18 protein-coding genes and 2 pseudogenes are annotated in these 19,540 nt (G+C 69.6%); 10 read left to right on the plus strand and 10 right to left on the minus strand.

Annotation, left to right across the window (positions count from 1 at the left end; translation table 11 throughout):
* Positions 1–2 precede the first annotated feature (2 nt).
* Genes ABZ396_RS05855 through ABZ396_RS05865 form a run of 3 tightly spaced genes read right to left on the minus strand, consistent with a single transcriptional unit; the run spans position 3 to position 2,774 of the window.
* Entirely contained in the window at positions 3–914 is a 912-nt protein-coding gene (locus tag ABZ396_RS05855) for an ABC transporter ATP-binding protein (protein WP_358915000.1), read from the minus strand.
* Entirely contained in the window at positions 911–1,819 is a 909-nt protein-coding gene (locus tag ABZ396_RS05860) for an ABC transporter permease subunit (protein ID WP_358915002.1), read from the minus strand. Before ABZ396_RS05860 ends, ABZ396_RS05855 begins: the two co-directional genes overlap by 4 nt.
* Entirely contained in the window at positions 1,809–2,774 is a 966-nt protein-coding gene (locus ABZ396_RS05865) for an ABC transporter ATP-binding protein (RefSeq protein ID WP_358915004.1), read from the minus strand. The genes ABZ396_RS05860 and ABZ396_RS05865 overlap by 11 nt, the downstream gene beginning before the upstream one ends.
* Before the next feature lie 199 nt (positions 2,775–2,973).
* Here ABZ396_RS05865 and ABZ396_RS05870 point away from each other — a divergent pair.
* The 6 genes and pseudogenes from ABZ396_RS05870 to ABZ396_RS05895 form a co-directional block, all read left to right on the plus strand.
* Positions 2,974–3,060 (plus strand): annotated as a pseudogene (locus ABZ396_RS05870) (Xaa-Pro aminopeptidase); the annotation flags it as partial.
* A complete protein-coding gene (locus ABZ396_RS05875; protein ID WP_358915006.1) occupies positions 3,057–4,817 on the plus strand; it encodes an SDR family oxidoreductase in 1,761 nt (586 codons plus the stop codon). The pseudogene ABZ396_RS05870 and the gene ABZ396_RS05875, both read left to right, overlap by 4 nt.
* A gap of 158 nt (positions 4,818–4,975) precedes the next feature.
* Positions 4,976–5,893: a MerR family transcriptional regulator gene (locus ABZ396_RS05880; RefSeq protein WP_358915008.1), complete on the plus strand. Its 918-nt coding sequence runs from the start codon at positions 4,976–4,978 to the stop codon at positions 5,891–5,893.
* Positions 5,894–6,023: 130 nt separating this feature from the next.
* Positions 6,024–6,623 (plus strand): RNA 2'-phosphotransferase, encoded by a 600-nt coding sequence (locus ABZ396_RS05885; protein WP_358915009.1) that lies wholly within the window; start codon positions 6,024–6,026, stop codon positions 6,621–6,623.
* A gap of 7 nt (positions 6,624–6,630) precedes the next feature.
* Positions 6,631–7,107, plus strand: a complete 477-nt coding sequence (locus tag ABZ396_RS05890) for a hypothetical protein (RefSeq protein WP_358915011.1) — start codon at positions 6,631–6,633, stop codon at positions 7,105–7,107.
* 42 nt (positions 7,108–7,149) lie between these two features.
* Positions 7,150–7,440, plus strand: a complete 291-nt coding sequence (locus tag ABZ396_RS05895) for an LLM class flavin-dependent oxidoreductase (RefSeq protein WP_358915013.1) — start codon at positions 7,150–7,152, stop codon at positions 7,438–7,440.
* 5 nt (positions 7,441–7,445) lie between these two features.
* Here the strand turns inward: ABZ396_RS05895 and ABZ396_RS05900 are convergent, their stop codons facing one another.
* The 5 genes and pseudogenes from ABZ396_RS05900 to ABZ396_RS05920 form a co-directional block, all read right to left on the minus strand.
* Positions 7,446–7,847 carry a DNA-binding protein gene (locus ABZ396_RS05900; RefSeq protein ID WP_358915015.1) on the minus strand — a complete coding sequence of 134 codons (402 nt, stop codon included), beginning with the start codon at positions 7,845–7,847 and terminating at the stop codon, positions 7,446–7,448.
* Entirely contained in the window at positions 7,844–8,092 is a 249-nt protein-coding gene (locus ABZ396_RS05905; RefSeq protein WP_358915017.1) for a hypothetical protein, read from the minus strand. The genes ABZ396_RS05900 and ABZ396_RS05905 overlap by 4 nt, the downstream gene beginning before the upstream one ends.
* 239 nt (positions 8,093–8,331) lie before the next feature.
* Positions 8,332–9,294 (minus strand): hypothetical protein, encoded by a 963-nt coding sequence (locus tag ABZ396_RS05910; protein WP_358915019.1) that lies wholly within the window; start codon positions 9,292–9,294, stop codon positions 8,332–8,334.
* A 287-nt stretch (positions 9,295–9,581) separates the two neighbouring features.
* The gene (locus tag ABZ396_RS05915; protein ID WP_358915021.1) at positions 9,582–9,893 is read right to left on the minus strand and encodes a calcium-binding protein; all 312 of its coding nucleotides are present in this window, start codon (positions 9,891–9,893) and stop codon (positions 9,582–9,584) included.
* Positions 9,894–10,186: 293 nt separating this feature from the next.
* Positions 10,187–10,408: pseudogene (locus ABZ396_RS05920) on the minus strand (DNA-binding protein); the annotation flags it as partial.
* 385 nt (positions 10,409–10,793) lie between these two features.
* On the opposite strand from ABZ396_RS05920, the gene ABZ396_RS05925 reads away from it, so the two are divergent.
* Together ABZ396_RS05925 and ABZ396_RS05930 are read left to right on the plus strand one after the other, a co-directional pair.
* Positions 10,794–12,578 (plus strand): DUF262 domain-containing protein, encoded by a 1,785-nt coding sequence (locus ABZ396_RS05925; protein ID WP_358915023.1) that lies wholly within the window; start codon positions 10,794–10,796, stop codon positions 12,576–12,578.
* Positions 12,579–12,588: 10 nt separating this feature from the next.
* Positions 12,589–13,713, plus strand: a complete 1,125-nt coding sequence (locus tag ABZ396_RS05930) for a CBS domain-containing protein (RefSeq protein ID WP_358915025.1) — start codon at positions 12,589–12,591, stop codon at positions 13,711–13,713.
* Here ABZ396_RS05930 and ABZ396_RS05935 read toward each other — a convergent pair.
* Entirely contained in the window at positions 13,689–13,850 is a 162-nt protein-coding gene (locus tag ABZ396_RS05935; RefSeq protein WP_358915027.1) for a hypothetical protein, read from the minus strand. The two genes, ABZ396_RS05930 and ABZ396_RS05935, sit on opposite strands and share 25 nt — an antisense overlap.
* 20 nt (positions 13,851–13,870) lie before the next feature.
* On the opposite strand from ABZ396_RS05935, the gene ABZ396_RS05940 reads away from it, so the two are divergent.
* Entirely contained in the window at positions 13,871–14,764 is an 894-nt protein-coding gene (locus ABZ396_RS05940; protein WP_358915028.1) for an LLM class flavin-dependent oxidoreductase, read from the plus strand.
* A gap of 143 nt (positions 14,765–14,907) precedes the next feature.
* Complete coding sequence (locus ABZ396_RS05945; protein WP_358915030.1) at positions 14,908–15,795, plus strand: HAD-IIB family hydrolase; 888 nt, start codon at positions 14,908–14,910, stop codon at positions 15,793–15,795.
* Positions 15,796–15,909: 114 nt separating this feature from the next.
* On the opposite strand, the gene cydD is transcribed toward ABZ396_RS05945, so the two are convergent.
* Positions 15,910–19,464, minus strand: a complete 3,555-nt coding sequence (gene cydD / locus ABZ396_RS05950) for a thiol reductant ABC exporter subunit CydD (RefSeq protein ID WP_358915032.1) — start codon at positions 19,462–19,464, stop codon at positions 15,910–15,912.
* Between the last annotated feature and the right edge of the window lie 76 nt (positions 19,465–19,540).

A 19,540-nucleotide genomic window follows, 5' to 3' on the forward strand; every position in this document is an offset into this window, starting at 1 on the left:
TCCTACGCCGCGACCAGATACGAGAACACGGATTCGAGGGACTCGTCGGACGGCGAGACCGTGAGCAGCCGGATGCCGTGGTCGCGGGCGACCCTCGGCAGCAGGGCGGTGAAGCGGCCGAAGTCGACGGCCTGGACGCGCAGCGCGCCCTCGGTGAGATCGACCTCGATGCCCGAGGTGGAGGGGTCGGCGATGAGAGCCGCCGCGAGGGCGCGGTCGTCGCTGGAGCGGACCAGGTAGCGGTGCGGGCGGTCGGTCATCAGGCGGCGGATCTTGCGGAAGTCGCCGCTGGCCGCGTGCCGTCCGGCGACCACGACCTCGATGTGCCAGGCGAGTTGTTCGACCTCTTCGAGGATGTGGGAGGAGAACAGCACCGTGCGGCCGTCGTCGCCCATCTTCCGCAGCAGGTCCATCAGCTGCATGCGCTGGCGCGGGTCCATGCCGTTGAAGGGCTCGTCCAGGAGGAGCAGCGAGGGGTCGTGGACCAGGGCGGACGCCATCTTCACACGCTGGCGCATGCCCTTGGAGTACGTGGAGATCTTGCGGTCCTGCGCGTACTCCATCTCGACCGTGGCGAGGGCCTTCTGGGCGGCCTTGGCGCCGAGGCCGTGCAACTCGGCGTTGGCGACGACGAATTCACGGCCGGTGAGGAAGTCGTACATCGCCTCGCGCTCGGGGACGATGCCGATGTGCTGGTAGATGGCCTCGTTGCGCCAGACCGGCTGCCCGTCGAGGGTGACCGTGCCGGTGGAAGGGGCGAGGAAGCCGCCCATCATGTTGATGAGGGTGGACTTTCCGGCGCCGTTGGGGCCGAGGAGGCCGGTGACACCGGGGCCGATGGTCATGGTGACGTCGTTGACGGCGACCACGTTGCCGAACCAGCGGGAGACGTGGTCGATGGAGAGCGTGGTCACAGTCCCACCTTCTTGTAGCGGCGCACCAGCAGGCCGTAGCACGCGGCGATCATGCCGACGACGACCAGGACGTACACCGCGCCCTCGCCGTGCGAGGGACCGATCCCGCCCGGGAAGGCGGAGCTGCCACCCAGGAACGCGGACTGCACGCCGTCGATCAGCGTCGTCGGGGAGAACAGGCCGATCCAGGGGACGGCGCTGCCGCTGCCCTGGGCGTCCGCGATGGCCTGGAGGGTGGAGACGGCGCCGTAGGAGATGGTCAGTACGGCGATCACGGCGGCGATACCGAAACCGCGGCGCGGCGTGACCGACGCGATGACCAGGCCGATTCCGGCGAACAGGAGCGAGAGCAGGGCCACGGCGACCAGTCCCTGGGCGAATTCCTCGGTCTGGTGGGCGAAGCCCATCTTGGCGAGCAGCGAGCCCACGTACATCACCAGCAGCGGGGCGCCGGTGAGGATGAACATCGCCGAGGCCAGGGCCGCGAACTTGGCCTGGACGTAGTCGGCGGTCTCGATGGGCCGCGAGAAGTACAGCGGGATGGTCTTGAAGCGCAGGTCGCGGGAGACGGCCTGGGGCGCCTGCGAGGCGACGTACAGGCTGATGACGGCCTGCATGATGATCGCGTACCGCGTGTAGGACACGGGGAGTTCGTGCGCCTTGGTGGCGACGGCGACGGCCACCATGATGGCCGCCGGCAGGCACATCACCGCGAACAGCAGCATCGGCAGCACCTTGGACTTCGCCGAACGGCCGAGGCCGTAGGAGCCGCGCAGGGACTGCGAGTACAGGGAGCGGCGGGCGTAGGAGCGGCCGAGGCGCGGGCCGTCGTAGCCGCGGTAGCCGATGTCGTGGATACGGGACTGGTGACCCGTGGGAGTGGCCAGGGGATGCTCAACCGCCATGGACGGCCGCCTCCTTCCGCTGCTCGTCGCTGCTGGTGAAGACCTCGGAGATGTGGTGTCTGCGCTGCTCCATGCGCACCAGGCCGAGGCCGAGGTCGGCGACGACGTCGCGGACCAGGTCGTATGTCTCCTCGCCCTGGGCGGTGAGCAGCAGGATGTGGCCGGCGCCGGGGAGGCCGCCGCCTTCGTGGTTCGTGTCCACCCCGCGCGCGTCCAGCGCGTCGCGCACCGCGCGGGTGCCGTCGGGGTGCTCGTCGCTGTCGGTGACCTCGATCGCCAGGGTGGTCGTGGACTGGGTGAAGTCGGTGGTGGAGCTGGAGCGCAGCAGCTTGCCGCCGTCGACGACGACCACGTGGTCGCAGGTGCGCTCCAGTTCGCCGAGCAGGTGCGAGGTGACCAGGACCGAGATGCCGAAGTCCGAGTGGATACGGCGGATCAGGCCGAGCATCTCGTCGCGGCCGACCGGGTCGAGACCGTTGGTCGGCTCGTCCAGGAAGACCAGCTGCGGGTCGTGCACGAGCGCCTGGGCGAGCTTCACACGCTGCTTCATGCCGGTCGAGTAGCCGCCGATGGGGCGGTACCGCTCCTCGTAGAGGCCGACATGGCGCAGGGTGTCCGCGGTACGCTCACGCGCGGCGGTGGGCGGCAGGCCGGACATGCGGGCCATGTGCACGACGAACTCGGTGGCCGAGACGTCGGGCGGCAGGCAGTCGTGCTCCGGCATATAGCCCACCCGCTCGCGGATGGCGGCACCCTTGGTCGCCACGTCGAGGCCGAGCACCTCGGCTCGGCCCTCGGTCGCGGGGGACAGACCCAGCAGGATCTTGATCAGGGTGGACTTGCCGGCGCCGTTGGCTCCGACGAGTCCGGTCACACCGGGTCCGATGTCCACGGACAGCCGGTCGAGTGCGGTCACCCGGGGGAACCGCTTGCTCAGGCTTTCGGTCGCGATCACAGTCACAGCATCGAAGGTAGTGACCCGGCCCACCCCGGTCGTCAGACCCGAGAGCCGTCTTCGCGTCACTCTCGAGTATTACGGGGCCCTAGGGGATCCCCTGCTTGAGAGCTACGCACAGTTATCCACAGGCCTTGGCCCGCCCATTGACGTCACCTCCAACAACTGTCACATTCACCAGTGTCAAGTTACGGACACGGTCACCGACTCCCGGGACCCCGAGCAGAGCGCCTTCTGGCTTGACGACGATCTGCCGCACGTGCGGCGCTGGGCGGAGGACAGGTGACGGCACTGAAGGCCGCGCGCGAGCGCCGGGTGCGCACCGGCGGCATCGAACTGTGCGTGGCGGAACTGGGCGACCAGCAACAGCCGACGGTCGTCCTCGTCCACGGCTACCCGGACAGCAAGGAGGTCTGGTCCGAGGTCGCGAGCCGCCTGGCCGAGCGCTTCCACGTGGTGCTGTACGACGTCCGGGGCCACGGCCGCTCGACCGCACCGCAACCGCTGCGCGGCGGCTTCACGCTGGCCAAGCTGACCGACGACTTCCTTGCGGTCGTGGACGCGGTCAGCCCGGGCCGCCCGGTGCATCTCGTCGGCCACGACTGGGGCTCGGTGCAGTCCTGGGAGTTCGTCACCGTGGGGCGCACGGAGGGCCGTATCGCCTCCTTCACCTCGATGTCCGGGCCGTCCCTCGACCACTTCGGGCACTGGATCAACGCGCGCGTGAAACGCCCGACGCCCCGCCGGGTGGGCCAACTCCTCGGCCAGGGTGCCAAGTCCTGGTACGTGTACCTGCTGCACACCCCCGCCGTCCCCGAACTGGCCTGGCGCGGCCCGCTCGGCAAGGCCTGGCCGAGGATCCTCCAACGGGCCGAGAAGCTCCCCGCGGGGGACTACCCGACCGCCTCCCTGCCCTCCGACGCGGCACACGGTGCCTGGCTGTACCGCGACAACGTACGGTCCCGGCTGCGCCGCCCACGCGAGGACGCCTACGCGCACGCGCCCGTGCAGCTCATCACGCCCCTGGGGGACGCGTTCCTCTCCCAGCGGCTGTACGACGACCTGGAGCACTGGGCGCCCCGGCTGACCCGCCGCACCCTGCCCGACAAACACTGGATCCCGCGCACCCGGCCGGACCAGGTGGCTGCCTGGATCGAGGAGTTCGTGATCTCCGTCGAGGACGGCCGAAGCACGGAGCCGAAGCGTTGGGACCGCCATGCCCAGCGGTTCGGGGGCCAGTTGGTCCTGGTCACCGGCGCCGGCAGCGGCATCGGCCGGGCGACGGCGTTCGCCTTCGCGGAGGCGGGCGCACGCGTGGTGGCCGTGGACCGGGACGGGGAGGCCGCCGCCCGCACTGCCGAGCTGTCCCGGCTGATCGGAGCGGCGGAAGCGTGGGCCGAGACGGCCGACGTCTCCGACGAGCAGGCGATGGAGAAGCTCGCGGAGAGGGTCCACCGCCAGTACGGCGTCCTGGACGTGCTGGTCAACAACGCGGGCATCGGCCTGTCGGGCTCCTTTTTCACGACGACCGCGGAGGACTGGCGCAAGGTCCTGGACGTCAACCTCTGGGGCGTGATCCACGGCTGCCGCCTGTTCGGCGCGCGGATGACGGAACGCGGTCAGGGCGGCCACATCGTGAACGTCGCGTCGGCGGCCGCATACCAGCCGTCGCGGGCATTGCCGGCCTACAGCACGTCCAAGGCGGCGGTCCTGATGCTGTCCGAGTGCCTGCGCGCCGAACTCGCCGGCCGGCGCATCGGCGTGACCGCGATCTGCCCCGGCTTCATCAACACCAACATCACATCGACGGCCCGCTTCACAGGCGTCGACGAGGACGAGCAACGACGGCGGCAGAAGCGATCGGCCCGCCTGTACGGGATGCGGAACTACCCGCCGGAGAAGGTCGCTTCAGCGATTCTGGAGGCGGTGGAGCGCAACAGGGCGGTGGTGCCGGTGACACCGGAGGCGCGGGGGATGCGGTTGCTGTCACGGGTGGCGCCGGGGGTGTTGCGAAGGATCGCAAGGGTGGAGCCGAGACTGTGACGGCCGACGTCACGCACTTGACGCACCTAGCCCGGGCAGTCGTGCCGCTGGGGCGGCACGGGTGGGCGCAGCGGCACCCTGCCGGCGCCGGTAAGCGAGACCCCCGGCCCCGGCCTTCAACGCGCCCGCACTCGCACCGGCACCAGCCAAGGACCCACATGACGTACCGCATCGAAGACTTGGCCCACCGCTCCCAGACCACCGTCCGCACCATCCGCGCCTACCAGGACAAAGGCCTCCTCCCCCGCCCGGAGCGCCAGGGCCGCGCCAACCTCTACTCCGACGTCCACCTCACCCGCCTCCACCAGATCGCCGATCTCCTCGCGCGCGGCTACACCCTCGCCTCCATCAAGGAACTCCTCGACGCCTGGGACACCGGCCGCGGCCTGGCCGGCGTCCTCGGCCTCGTCACCGAAGCCGAGGGCCCCTGGACCGACGAGGAACCGGCCTGCCTGTCCCGCGCCGACCTCGACGCCCGCTTCGGCGGCACCCCCGACGACACGGCCGTGGCCGAGGCCGTGGCACTCGGCGTACTGGAACCGGTGGCGGACGATCCCGACTCCTTCCTCGTCCCGAGCCCTCAAGAACTGGTCGTGGCCGCCGAGTTGCACGCGGCCGGGGTACCGCTCGCCGCGATCTCGGAGCACCTGCGGGAGTTGAGGGTCGAGGTCGAGCACATAGCCGCTCGTTTCCTGGAGTTCACCACCGAGCACGTCTTCGCCCGCTACCTCGACAACCCGCACCACCGCACCGACGCGAAAGCGGCCGAAGCGGCCTCCCTCGTACGGCGTCTGCGCCCCCTCGCCCAGCAGACGGTGGACGCCGAACTGGCGCGTGCGATGCGCCTGTTCGCGACCCGCGAGGTGCGTCGGCAACTTGGCGCGGGAAAGCAGCCGAAGGACCGGGCGGAGACGCGTACCGTGGCTCTCCCCGCCGGCACCATTCAGGCCGTACGGCGTCTAGTTGGCCAGGAACACATCGCCGAGTTCATCGCCCTGGCCGCCGAACGGGAGGTGCGGGCACGCCACTTGGACGATCTGATGACACATCACCAGCCTGTTAACGGTCTTGATTAAACGCCCAGAATCGCCCAGCAGTTGTCCACAGCGCGGCCAATTCCCCTGTGGATAACCGGCCTTGGTTGTGGATCAAACCTCCGGCAGAAAACGACTGCGTGATCCGCGTCTCTCCCGGCACGCTGGTGGAGTGAACGACAAGAACAGCCACAGACGGAATGACGGACAGAACGACAAGGTGTGGGACGAGCGGCGCACCGTCAAGGTGTCGAAGTACCTCTCGAGACACCTGCGCCACCAGCCCGAACGCATTGGTCTCACGCTCGACGAGGCCGGCTGGGTGGAGATCGACACGCTGCTCGCGGCGGCAGCGGCGCACGGCTTCCCGGTCACCCGCGAGGAACTCGACCACGTGGTCGCGGCCAACGACAAGCAGCGCTTCGCGATCGAAGGCGCCCGGATCCGCGCGAGCCAGGGCCACAGCGTCGACATCGAGCTCGGACTGCCCCCGGCTACCCCGCCGCCGTACCTCTACCACGGGACCGTCGCCCGGCACCTGGACGCGATCCGGACCGGGGGACTCCGCCCGATGAGCAGGCACGACGTGCACCTGTCGGCCGACCGCGAGACCGCGACCCGGGTCGGTGCCCGGCGCGGCCGCCCGATCGTGCTGTCGGTCGACGCGGGAGCCATGCACCGGGCAGGCCATGTCTTCCACGTCAGCGCGAACGGGGTGTGGCTGACGAAGGCCGTACCGCCGGAATACCTGCGCTTCCCTGATCCGCGCTGACCCCTGCATGATGACTGGTATGGACCAAAGCGACCGCAGGGGCCACCTCCCCACGACCGAGGCGGCCGTCACCGCTCTTCGCGCGATCGCCGCCGAGTGCGGTCGCGCGATCGAGGTGACGCACGACATCGGCGCGGACCAGACCTCTCGGCGCAGCGCGGCGGGCTTCGGTGTCACCGCGGACCCGGACGGTTCGCTGCCGCACGAGGCATACGCCGAGTTCGGCGGGCTGCCCCGGGTGAGCGTGCGGCTCTACCCGGAGGACGACGCGCTGATCACGGTGGAGGGCGTCGAGTTCCACGACCTCCCGCGCGACGACGTGCCCGCCTTCCTTCGCTCCGTCTTCGGCGGACTGGCCCATGTCCGCTCCCGGCGCTTCCCGCCCGCGGCCTGGCTGGTCGTACCGCTGCCCGGGGACCGTACGTACAAGGAGTACCTGACCGCGGACCTGCTCACGCCGTGGTTGAGCGGCCGCATAAGGTGACCGTTTCGTCCGTTGTCAGTGGGGCCCCTTAGTCTCGGACGCATGAGTCTGCGTCTGAGCACCGTGATCCTGCCCTACCGCCGCTGGAGCGAGGGCGGCCGTTCCGCCTGGACGCGGGCCGAGGAGCTGGGCTTCCACACCGCGTACACCTACGACCACCTGTCCTGGCGCAGTTTCCGGGACGGCCCGTGGTTCGGTGCGATACCGACGCTGACCGCCGCCGCGTCCGTCACCGACCGGCTGCGTCTGGGCACCCTCGTCACCTCAGTCAAGCCTTTTTCGCCTATCGCGTCCTGGCCTGCGAAGATTCCCCTTGCCCGGAGAACGCGGTGACCCGCTCAGATACCGATGAGCCGGACGCGGTCGCCGCACAACCGGGACATGTCGTCGACGTCTGAGGTCAGCATGGCCACCGGGCCCAGCTGGCGCAGTGCCATCTCGGCGACGGTCGCGTCGATCGCGTACTTGTGGCCGTGCAGACCGGCGGCCTTGAGCAGTTCCGCAGACGCTTTCGCTGCGCTCTCGGTCACCGGCTCGACCTTGACGCGGGAGAGTACCCACTGCAATCGGGGCATGTTCACCCGCGCATGGCTGACCTCCACGATGGTGTTGGCGCCGATGACGAAGTCGGCGCCCATGGTGTGGAACACCTGGAACATCACGAGGATCTTGCGGTCCTGAGCGATCCAGGCGGAGAGCCCCTCGGAGTCCAGGACGACGGTCTCGACGTGCTCGATCACGCGGCGCTCGCCGATCCGCCGGCTTGCGCCGTACCGAAGATCCTTGAGCGGGCTTCGGCCAGCTCCTCCTCGGTGAACTCCCCGTGCTCCTCCTGGTGACGCAGCAGGTCGGCGCCGAGCAACTGGTGCCGTAGCTGCCGTGCCACCGCCTCGGCGACATACCCGGAGACGTTGTCGGTGAGTTTCCTCAGCTCGGCGACCTGGTCCGTCGGCAGCGTAACCGTGATGCGTGTCGTTTCCGCCATACCGTGAGCATACTGCGGTATGCGCATGCTCGGTTCTTCTGTTCTGCGGTTCCTCCACTCCATCCGTCGCCGCCACTGCTGCCGGTGACCGCGGACTGGTCCTGGAGGCAGGAGCGTGCTCGCGTCTTCGCGCGCTACCGCGAGCGCTGATCGTTGTCGATGCCGCTGCCGGATCGCCGCCGACGCGGCCCAGGGCAGCTGCGCGGTGTTGCGAGCACTCGCTGCCGTGTGAAGGGTGACTACCGACGGCCGGTGAGGAGCGCGCTGAGACGGTCGCCGATCACGGAGACGCCAGGGCGAGGCTCGTTGGCGTAGTACCAGGGCTTGCGTCGGCGCAGCAGCGCCTCGCCGTGCTCACCCCAGGTGAATTCGGGCTTCCGCAGCAGCTTCCGGAAGACCACGTCGGCTGTCTGCGGGTACGCGGTGGCCAGTCGGCTGATCGGCAATGGCGCGATCGACTCCTCACGCAGGTACACGCGCAACAGGTCCTGGTGCTGCCTGCGGCCCGCGAGGGCCGGGTCCGCGAAGAGGTCCCGCAGCATCCCGTAGTCCGCGTAAAAGTTGAGCCCGTCGATCTCGTCGTAGATGACACCGATGGTGTCCGTGTCCGCCAGTTCTTGCGGCAGCTCGAAGAAGGGAAAATCCAGGCCGGGAAGCCGCCTGCCCCGAGCACGGCCGGGCTGTTTGGCGACGGCGGCCTCTTGGCGGTGGCGGTAGTAGGCGTCGAGGAGGTCCTCGGCCTCGGCAGGCGGAAGAACCAGTTCGTCGCCGCCGCAGAACTCGACGAAGGCGGCCCGGTCCTCGCGCATCCGCTGCCATCCCTGCTCGATCTTCTCGGGGTTGCGGAAGACGAGTTCTGGTCGGCTGGTGGCCAGGTGGAGGGCGACCTGGGCGATCTCGGTGGCGCTGGATTTGGGGTAGCTCGACATCGCCCCGGACACCAGCCACGCCCCGCCGACCGAGTGAATGGGTACCAGGCAGGTGCGGAGGAATACCCCTTTGGACACGCCGCGGAACGCCGCACGTCCGACGTTCGAGTACGTGCGGTACTCCAGGTCGTCGACCAGGTTCAGCAGGACGACGGCGTCCTTTTCCTTGCGCTGGATCTCGAAGACACCCTCGACCGGATCACGCCAGCCGAGCAGCATCGCCCGGTCGACCGCCGCCAAGTCCTTCCGTCCGGCGACAAACCGGTCCACCACGCTCGAACCGTCCGGCAGGCGATCCCCAGGATGAAGTGGTCGACGATCCGGATCGCCTCGCCCTCGTCCAACTGCCGCTCAGGCCCCGCGGCCTCAAGCAGAGGGGCGTCAGCCACCGGTCGAAGCGGGTGCTCTGCCCGAAGGCAACCAACTGCCGTTTCAACTCGGCACTGCGTTCAACGAGGTCGGTCAGCAACGGTTCGCCGGCGCCCTGCTGCGTGCCGTGTACAGCGTCAACCACATTCAGCCCTTCAAGCCGATGCCGCATGGGTGTGAGATGCCCAGCCTCAACCGGCCCAGTGACGGTACGCCTCGATCCACTCCGCGCCCTCGGGCGCCGGGCTGGGCAAGGGCAGCTCCAGGATTCCGATCGTCTGCCGCATACCGCCGCGAGAGCACAGGGCGACGATCCCACCGCCCGGTGTGAGGTCGATGCCGCGCACGGTCACCTCGACGCCGAGAACCGCGGTAATGAAGGGCAGGTCGAGGTGCTCCTCAAGCATGGTGAACAGACCGGTCAACTGCTCGTCCTCGTTGTAGGCGTCGACAGTCGCCTCTTCGATCATGGCCTCAAGCTCGGCCGTGTCCAACACGCTCATAGGCCAACACTAGCGACGTTCACGGTGACGCCGGGCGGCCATGCACCTGTTGGGCCCCGTCTCCGAGTGGCGAGCGCGATTGGCCGGCCGCAACACCGGCCGACACCGACCTCGTCGCGGCATTCACCACGGTCTGGGAGCAGCCGTTCAGTCACCGACCTGAACGAGACATGACCGCCACCGTGAGTCGCCAAGGGAACGAACCAGACCAGGAAGCCGGAAGGCACAAGTTCACATCAATCAGGCCTTTTTGCCTATCGCGGCGTGACCTGGGCGGATTCGTTGTCTCCGACTCAGATGCCGATGAGCCGGACGCGGTCACCGCACAGTCGGGCCATGTCATCGACATCGGACGTGAGCATGGCCACCGGGCCCGGCCGGCGCAGTGCCGCCTCGGCGACAGTCGCGTCGATCGCGTACTCGTGACTGTGCAGACCTGCGGCTTTGAGCGGCTCCGCAGACACCTCCGCCGCCTCCTCGGTCACCGGATCGGCCTTGACGCGGGACCACACCCACCGCGACTGCTTGGCAATCCGGCGAGGTGGCGGCCAAGATCACCGACGGATCGGCCTGGCTGCTCCACGACGCCCCGGACGACGCCCGGACGAATGCCGACGACCTGCGCCAGGACCCCTGGGCGGGCGGGAACGGGCCGGATCCCGGTGCACCACCGCCCGCGTCGCGGCGAGGGAGCTGACGACTGATTGTTTACGCCGGAATCCCGAGAAGTCGGCGATCACGGAAAACGGCCTCGTCGGCGACCGCGCTTCGGGCATGATCCGGTAGGACATGTCCGTCGGCAGTACACTCGCGCGCCGGAGTTCGCGAGGCGGTACGAGGCGGCACCGGTACGACCCGGGGGTACACGTGGTGGCGCTGGACGGCCCAAGCCTGGGCAGAATGCTGGACGACGTCGCGGCCGGAAAGATCCAGTTGCCGGACTTCCAGCGTCAGTGGAAGTGGGACGACGACCGGATCCGCGCTCTGCTGGCCACGGTGACGCTCGACTACCCGCTGGGCGTGGCGATGACGCTGGACACGGGCGGCGAGGCGCAGTTCAAGGCACGGCCACTGTACGGAACCGTGGTACGGCCCGGCACCGTTCCCGAGCAGCTTCTGCTGGACGGGCAGCAGCGGCTGACCTCACTGTTCCAGGCACTGCGGTCGGACCAGCCGGTGGAGACGAGCGACACACGGAACAAGCCCGTCCAACGCTGGTACTACATCGACATCTCGCTGGCAGTGAACGAGGAGTCCGACCGGGACGAGGCGATCCGGTCCATCCCCGCGGATCGCCTCCTGCGAGGCTCCTTCGGGCGGATTCTCCTGGACCTGACCAGCAGAGAGGCCGAATGTACAGCCGGCTTCTTCCCGCTGAACCTGATATTCGACGCGGACGCCACCGGCAGGTGGCAGCGCGCCTTTGTCAGCGCGTCCGAAGACCGCTGGGACACCTGGTCGGCGTTCCAGGCGAAGGTCATCGACACGGTCAAGGGTTTCAAGGTGCCGCTGATCCGCTTGCCCAAGGAGACCCAGAAGGACGCCGTCTGCTCGGTTTTCGAGCGGGTCAACACCGGTGGCGTGGTCCTCAACGTGTTCGAACTGCTCACCGCGACCTACGCCGGAGACGACCGGTACACCCGTGAACACGGCAGGGACTTCAGTCTCAGTGAGGACTGGGGGACGACCAAGCAGATGCTCAGCACCGCGTATCCGGTTCTCGGTTCCATCGACGCCGACAGCAGGCATGAGACCGGGCTGACCAGTCTTGACTTTCTCCAGACGATCGCTCTCGTGCAGACCTGGCAGCGCAAGCAGCGGTTCCTGTCGGACAACCCGGGAGCGGCCAGTCCGCCCGCGGTCAGCTGTAAGCGCCGTGACCTGCTGCACCTGCCTCTGGCCGACTACAGCGCACTCGCCCCCAAGGTCACCGGTGCCTTCGCCTGGGTCGGCAAGTTCCTCGCCTCGCAGCACGTCTTCAAGGAGAGGGACCTGCCGTACGGCTCGCAGCTGGTACCGCTCGCGGCCATCGCCGCACTCCTCGGCAGGGAAGCGTGCGAGGAGTCGACGGTCAAGGACGGACTGTCCCGCTGGTACTGGTGCGGCGTGCTCGGCGAGCTGTACGGAGGCGTCACCGACACCCGCTTCGTCCGTGACGTGGAACAGGTCATCGCCTGGCTGACGGATGGCGGACCGGAGCCGGACACCATCACCGAGGCTTCCTTCCAGGAGCAGCGCCTGCACCGGCTGACCTCACGCAACAGCGCTGCCTACAAGGGCATTTACGCGCTGCTGATGAAGGAGGGCGCGGTGGACTGGCGCTTCCCGGACGAGGCCATCAGCGAGCAGAACCTGACTGGCTGGTCCGTCGACATCCGGCAGGTCTTCCCCAAGGCGTGGTTCGACCGCAATGAGGCTGACAGCGCGCGGATGACCAGCATCGTCAACAAGACCGCCCTGTCGTTCCAGTCGTACCAGAGCATCGGCGGCAACTCTCCCTCCGTCTACCTCGTCGCGTTGGAGAAGGCTGCAGGAATCAGCCGCGACTGGCTTGACGACATGGTCGAAACCCATCACATCAGCCCGAAAGCCCTCCACGACGACGACTTCGACGCGTTCTACCGGGACCGAGCCGCGCGCTTGCTGAGCCTCGTGGAGCGGGCCATGGGCAAAGCGACGGTCTGAGAGGAAGCCGATGTCAGCCTCGGGTGAACTCGACGTGGCGAGCCTGGCCGGTGCCACGCTGAGCCGACGCCAACTGCTGGCGCGATGGAATGTCCGGTTCCGCAACCATGCGGCGGTGTCACGCATCTCGCTCGACCTGAGCAACGCCGGGCTGACCACGGTGCCGGATCTCGCCGTCGGCCCCATCGACGGCGAGATCCGAGTAGTGCCTCTGCCCGACGGTGACGCCGGTCCCGCACAGGGTCACACGGCCGGCGACACCGACGCGGGCACATACCAGGCCGTCAACGTCGAGACCCCGAGCCAGGTCGCCCAGGACCCACTTCAGCCAGCAGACACAGGCAACACACTGGATTCCGACGGGTCACCGGACGAGGCGCCCGGAGAGGATCCCGTCGGCCTGCTGCCCCAGACCGCGCTGCGGATCAGCATGTTCCCCTCGGCCGTCGACGGAGCCGTCTCCGTCACGCCCGACGACACGCTGCCCAAGACCATGAGCATCATGGCCGAACGCGGCTTCTCCCAGTTGCCCGTCCTCAACGGCCTGGGCGCCCTGCAAGGCGTCGTCACCTGGGCTTCCATCGCCCATATGCACGCCACCGGCCGGGAGGCCACCGTCCGGAACGCCCTCACCAGCGAGTACCACGCAGTCGAGTCGACCGCCTACCTCCTGCCGGTAATTCCCATGATCCAGACATATGGCTTCGTCCTGGTGCGCAGTGCCGTGGGATCAGTGACCGGCATCGTCACCACAGCGGACCTCGCCGACCAGTTCGTGGCCATCGCACGCCCGTTCTTCGTACTCGGTGAGATCGAACGGCGCCTCCGTCGCTGTCTCAGCCGGGTGTACGACGAGGACGACGTGCGAAAAGTACACAGGGACCGACGCCGCAGACAGGTCGATCAGTTGATGTTCGGCGAGTACGTCCGGCTGCTCGACGACGAGGAACGCTGGAAGAAGCTCAACTGGCCCGGGGTGGACCGTGGCCACTTCGTCGGCCTGCTCCGCCGCGTGAAAGACGTCCGCAACGGCGTCATGCACTTCAACAGCGGGTATCCGGACGACGAGGCCACAGCCCTGCTCGACCGGTTCGGGGGCATTCTCCGCGGCTACGACCCGGACTCCACCGCCTGATGACGCCGCAGCGCTCGGCCGTACGGAGCCGTGGCGCCGAGGATCCAGGGGGACCCGAGCCCCTCCGGGACCACCCACATGCCGAAGAACCGCGCGTACCGCCGGTTCACCGCCGGGTCGGCACCGAACGATTCCACGGCCGGTTAGGGTCGACCACATGCATCTGAGCACGGTCATCCTGCCGGTATACCCCTGGGCCGAAGGCCAGTCGATCTGGCGCCGGGCCGAGGTACTCGGCTTCCGGACGGCGTACACCTACGACCACTTGTCCTGGCGGAGCTTCCGCGACGCGGCATGGTTCGGCGCGGTACCGACCCTGACCGCCGCCGCGTCCGTCACCGACCGGCTGCGTCTGGGCACCCTCGTCACCTCGCCGAACTTCCGGCACCCGGTGACGCTCGCCAAGGAGCTGATCTCCCTCGACGACATCTCCGGCGGCCGGGTGACGCTCGGTATCGGCGCAGGCGGCACCGGCTTCGACGCCACCGCGCTGGGCCAGGAGCCGTGGACCGCGCGCGAGCGCGCCGACCGGTTCGCCGAGTTCGTGCCGCTGCTCGACCGGCTGCTCACCGAGGACTCCGTGACCTACGAGGGTGACTTCTACTCGGCCCACGAGGCGCGCAACATACCGGGTTGTGTGCAGCGGCCCCGGCTGCCCTTCGCGGTCGCGGCCACCGGCCCGCGCGGGCTGAGGCTGGCCGCGCGGTACGGACAGGCGTGGGTGACCACCGGCGACCCGAAGCTGTACGAGAACGGCACGCCCGAACAGTCGGTCGAGGCGCTGCGCGGTCAGACCGTGAAACTCGGCGAGGCCTGCGCGGCGATCGGCCGGGACGCGTCGGAGCTGGACAAGATCCTGCTCACCGGGTTCACCCCGGACCGCGCCCGTCCGCTGGAGTCGCTGGACGCCTTCGTGGACTTCGCCGGCCGCCACCAGGAGCTGGGCTTCACCGAGCTGGTGATCCACTGGCCCATCCCCGACTCGGACTTCGCGGCCGAGGAGAAGGTCTTCGAGCGGATCGCCCTGGAGGCCCCGGCCCAGCTGGCCTGAGGCAGACGGGGAAGGCCCCCGGGGGAGGACGGGCAGGGCCGGGTGGACGCTGGGCGAGGCCGGGGGACGCCGGGCAGGCCCGGGGGTGCCTCAGAGTCGTCTGTGTCTCATCTGTGCGGAGCACCGCACTGGCGTGCGGGCATATGCGCGAGAATGGCCCGGTGACCTCAGCGACCCGACAGCCCGAGACCTCCGCCTTCGCGACCCCGCCCCGCCTGATCGCCACCGATCTCGACGGCACCCTGCTGCGCGACGACAAGTCGGTGTCCCCGAGGACGGTCGCCGCGCTGGCCGCCGCCGAGGAGGCGGGCATCGCGGTCTTCTTCGTCACCGGCCGCCCGGCCCGCTGGATGGACGTCGTCAGCGACCACGTCCACGGCCACGGCCTGGCGATCTGCGGCAACGGCGCCGCCGTGGTCGACCTGCACGGCGGCCCCGGCGCCCACCGCTTCGTGAAGGTGCGCGAACTGGCCACGGAGAACGCACTGGACGCCGTACGACTGCTGCGCGACGCCGCGCCCGGCACGGTGTACGCGATCGAGCAGACGTACGGCTTCCACCAGGAGCCCGCCTATCCCAAGCTGCACCTGGAGACACCGGACCATCTGTTGCCCGCCGAGGAGATCCTCGCGCCCGACGGCCCGAGCGCCGGCGAGCCCGTGCTCAAGATCCTTGCCTACCACCCCCACCTCGAGCCCGACGCGTTCCTCACCCTCGCCCGCCTCGCCATCGGCGACCGCGCTACCGTCACCCGCTCCAGCCCCAGCGCCCTGCTGGAGATCAGCGGTCCGGGGGTCTCCAAGGCCAGCACGCTGGCCCTGGAGTGCGCCGAGCGCGGCATCTCGCACGAGGAGGTCGTGGCCTTCGGTGACATGCCCAATGACCTCGAGATGCTGACCTGGGCCGGGCAGTCGTACGCGATGGGCAACGCCCACCCGGACGTCATCGCCGCCGCCTCCGGCCGCACGGTCGCCAACAACGACGACGGTGTGGCAGTCGTGATCGAGCAGCTGCTGGCGGCACGCATCTAGATCCGCCGGATCCAGTACGGCGCACGCGGCCGCCTGCGGGTTGCTGCCGAGCTGGGGTGCTCCCACCGGCCCCTAAGGCGCGCCCACCAGGTCCTAAGGTGCTCGCACCAGGTCCTAAGGAGCGCCCACCAGCGTCTCCGCCGCCGCCTCCCGCTCCGCCATCCCCCGCAACGGCCCGGCGACGGCGGCCAGCTCCCCGTACGGCCCGCGCTGCACCACCCGGCCCTCGTCGAGCACGATCACCTCGTCCACGTCTTCCAGGCCTGCCAGCCGGTGGGTGATGAGCACCGTCGTACGGCCCTCGGTGGCGGCCAGCAGATCGGCGGTGAGCGCGTCCGCCGTGGGCAGGTCGAGATGCTCTGCGGGCTCGTCCAGGACGAGCACCGGGAAGTCCGCGAGCAGCGCCCGGGCGAGCGCCAGCCGCTGCCGCTGACCGCCGGACAGCCGAGCCCCGTGCTCGCCGACGAGGGTGTCGAGCCCGTCGGGCAGCCCGTCCACCCAGTCGAGCAGCCGGGCCCGGCCCAGCGCGTCCCGCAGGTTCTCCTCGGTGGCGTCCTTACGGGCGAGCAGCAGGTTCTCGCGCACGGAACTGTCGAAGAGGTCCGCGTCCTGGGCGCACAGCCCGACGAGCCGGCGTACGTCGTCGCTGTCCATGCCGTACGCGTCCACTCCGGCGAGGGTGTAGGAGCCCGCGTCCGGGTCGAGGAACCGCAGCAGGACCTCCGCGAGGGTCGTCTTGCCGGAGCCGGAGGGACCGACCACGGCGACCCGGCGCCCCTCGTGGAGGGTGAGGTCGAGCCCGGCGAGCGCGTCCCGACGCTGGCACTGGTGGCGGGCGGACAGGCCCCTCAGTACGACGGGGAAGGGTCCGGCGGGGGCCTGGCGCGGCCGCTCCGGCTCGTGCACGGGCTCGGGCGCGTCCAGCACCTCGTAGATGCGCTCGGCGCTCTTGCGCACCCGCTGCCGGTGCCGCACGGCGAGCGGCAGCCCCAGTACGGCCTCGAAGGCGGCCAGCGGAGTGAGTACGACGACCGCCATCGCCACCCCGCTCAGCCGACCGTCGGCGACCCCCTGGGCGCCCAGCAGCGCGGTGGCGGCGACGGTCAGGCCCGTCAGCAGGGCGGTCAGGCCGTCTCCGAGCGCGGTGGCGGTGGCGGCCCGCGAGGCGATCCGGGTGAGCGTGCGGTCGGCCCGCCGGACCTCGTCGGTACGGGCGGGCAGCGCGCCGGCGACGGTCAGTTCGGCGGTGCCGGTGAGCAGGTCGGTCACCCGCGTCGCGAGCAATCCGCGGGCGGGCGCCAGCCGCTGCTCGGCGCGACGGGCCACGGCGGAGGTCACCAGCGGAACACCCACGCCGGCCGCCAGCAGCCCCACGGCCAGGGCGGCCCCCGCCTCAGGCAACAGCCAGGCCGTGAACCCCACGGCCCCAGCGGACACGGCCGCCGCGACCCCGGCGGGCAGCAGCCAGCGCAGCCAGTAGTCCTGCAGGGTGTCCACGTCGGTGACGAGCCGGCTGAGCAGATCCCCCCGCCTGGTCGCGTGAAGCCCGGCAGGTGCGAGCCGCTCAAGGCGCCGGTACACGGCAACCCGGGTATCGGCCAGCATCCGCAGCACGGCGTCGTGCGAGACGAGCCGCTCGCTGTACCGGAAGACGGCCCGCCCGATCCCGAAGGCCCGGGTAGCCGTCACGGCGACCATCAGATACAGCACCGGCGGCTGCTGCGAGGCCCGGGAGATCAACCACCCGGAGGTCGCCATCAGCCCGACGGCACTGCCGAGCGCGAAAGTTCCGAGCAGGAGAGCGAGCAACAACCGTCCCCGCCGGGCACCGGAGGCCACACGAACGCGAGCCAGAACGCCCTGGTGCCGTGCGGACGCCGGCTCCACAGGACCACTCACAGGCAGACCGAGTTGCTCCGCCGAGCCACTTGCCGACCGAACGAGCTGTTCGCTCGCCTCGCTTTCCAATGCGCCGAGTTGGATGGTGGGCGGGCGAAGGGACTGGGGGTGCAGAGGGTGGAGCCCCGTGGGGGCCTCGCCGCCGGAGAGCCTCACCACCCGGTCCGCCGCCGAGAGCAGCGCCGGCCGGTGCACCACCAGCAACACCGTCCGCCCCGCGGCAAGCCGTCGTACCGCCGCCACGACCTCCGCCTCGGTCGCCCCGTCCAGCGCAGCCGTCGGCTCATCGAGCAAGAGCACCGGCCGGTCCGCCAGGAACGCCCGCGCCAATGCCAGCCGCTGCCGCTGCCCGGCGGACAATCCGGCCCCGTCCTCACCGAGCACCGTCCCGGCGCCCTCCGGCAACGCGTCCACGAACTCCAGCGCCCCCGCGTCCCGCAGGGCGCGTCGTACCGCGTCGTCGTAGGCGTCGGGACGCGCGAGCCGTACGTTCTCGGCGATCGTCCCGGCGTACAGATGCGGCCGCTGCGGCACCCATGCGATCCGCGACCGCCACGCCTCCAGGTCCACCTCGGCGAGCTCCGCTCCCCCGATCCGCACCCGGCCCACCGTCGGCCGCACAAACCCCAGCAGCACGTTCAGGAGCGTCGACTTGCCCACGCCGCTCGTGCCGACCAGCGCAACGGTCTCGCCGGGTTCCACGGTGAACGACACATCGGTCACCGCGTCCGCCGAACGACCCGGGTAGCGGACCGTCACTCCTTCGAAGGCCAGAGAAGCATCAGAAGGGACCTCTCCCGTGCCGCACACCGGCACCGGCGTCTCCAGCACCGCGAAGATCTCCTCCGCCGCCGCGAGCCCCTCGGCCGCCGCGTGGAACTGGGCACCCACCTGCCGCAGCGGGAGGTACGCCTCGGGCGCGAGAACCAGGATGACCAGCCCGATGTACAGATCCATGTCCCCGTGCACAAGCCGCATGCCGATGGTCACGGCGACCAGCGCCACCGACAGCGTGGCGAGCAGTTCCAGCGCGAAGGAGGACAGGAAGGCGATCCGCAGGGTTCGCATGGTCGCCTGCCGGTACTCGCCAGTGATCCGGCGGATGGACTCGGCCTGCGCCTTGGCCCGCCCGAACACCTTTAGCGTGGGCAGCCCGGCGACCACATCCAGGAAGTGGCCGGACAGCCGGGACAACAGCTGCCACTGACGGTCCGTACGCGACTGGGTGGCCCAGCCGATCAGCACCATGAAGAGCGGGATGAGCGGCAGGGTCCCCGCGATGATCGCCGCGGACAACCAGTCCTCCGTGACGATCCGGGCCAGCACCGCTACCGGTACAACCACCGCGAGCCCCAACTGGGGCAGATAGCGCGAGAAGTAGTCGTCGAGGGCGTCGACTCCGCGCGTGGCGAGGGTGACCAGCGAGCCGGTCCGCTGACCGCTCAGCCAGCCGGGACCGAGCGCCACCGCCCGGTCCAGGAGCCGACCGCGGACCTCGGACTTGACCGCCGCGCTCGCCCGGTGCGCGGACAGTTCGGTGAGCCAGGAGACCAGCGCCCGGCCGACGGCGACGGCCACCAACAACAGTAGGGGAGTGCGGAGTTCGGATAGCGAGTGGCCGTGCTGGAAGGCGCCGACCACTACTTCGGCGATGAGCATCGCCTGGGCGATGACCAGCCCGGCCCCCACCGCACCGAGGCAGACGACCGCAATCAAGAAGAGACGAGTGGCTCGGGCGTAGCGCAGCAGACGCGGATCGATTGGTTTCACGTGAAACATGCCCTTCGGTCCGAAGCGGGTGTTTCACGTGAAACACCCGCTCCTTGGACTCATGCGGACTCGGTGC

The organism is Streptomyces sp. NPDC005866 (assembly GCF_040629895.1).
In the GTDB taxonomy this organism is placed as follows: Bacteria; Actinomycetota; Actinomycetes; order Streptomycetales; family Streptomycetaceae; genus Streptomyces.

Excerpts from the sequence above, each read along its gene's own strand:
- ABZ396_RS05860 (WP_358915002.1), bottom strand. The coding sequence starts at position 1,819 with ATGGCGGTTGAGCATCCCCTGGCCACTCCCACGGGTCACCAGTCCCGT.
- ABZ396_RS05880 (WP_358915008.1), top strand. The coding sequence starts at position 4,976 with ATGACGTACCGCATCGAAGACTTGGCCCACCGCTCCCAGACCACCGTC.
- ABZ396_RS05890 (WP_358915011.1), top strand. The coding sequence starts at position 6,631 with ATGATGACTGGTATGGACCAAAGCGACCGCAGGGGCCACCTCCCCACG.
- ABZ396_RS05895 (WP_358915013.1), top strand. The coding sequence starts at position 7,150 with ATGAGTCTGCGTCTGAGCACCGTGATCCTGCCCTACCGCCGCTGGAGC.
- ABZ396_RS05905 (WP_358915017.1), bottom strand. The coding sequence starts at position 8,092 with ATGGCGGAAACGACACGCATCACGGTTACGCTGCCGACGGACCAGGTC.
- ABZ396_RS05915 (WP_358915021.1), bottom strand. The coding sequence starts at position 9,893 with ATGAGCGTGTTGGACACGGCCGAGCTTGAGGCCATGATCGAAGAGGCG.
- ABZ396_RS05925 (WP_358915023.1), top strand. The coding sequence starts at position 10,794 with ATGCTGGACGACGTCGCGGCCGGAAAGATCCAGTTGCCGGACTTCCAG.
- ABZ396_RS05930 (WP_358915025.1), top strand. The coding sequence starts at position 12,589 with ATGTCAGCCTCGGGTGAACTCGACGTGGCGAGCCTGGCCGGTGCCACG.
- ABZ396_RS05940 (WP_358915028.1), top strand. The coding sequence starts at position 13,871 with ATGCATCTGAGCACGGTCATCCTGCCGGTATACCCCTGGGCCGAAGGC.
- ABZ396_RS05945 (WP_358915030.1), top strand. The coding sequence starts at position 14,908 with ATGCGCGAGAATGGCCCGGTGACCTCAGCGACCCGACAGCCCGAGACC.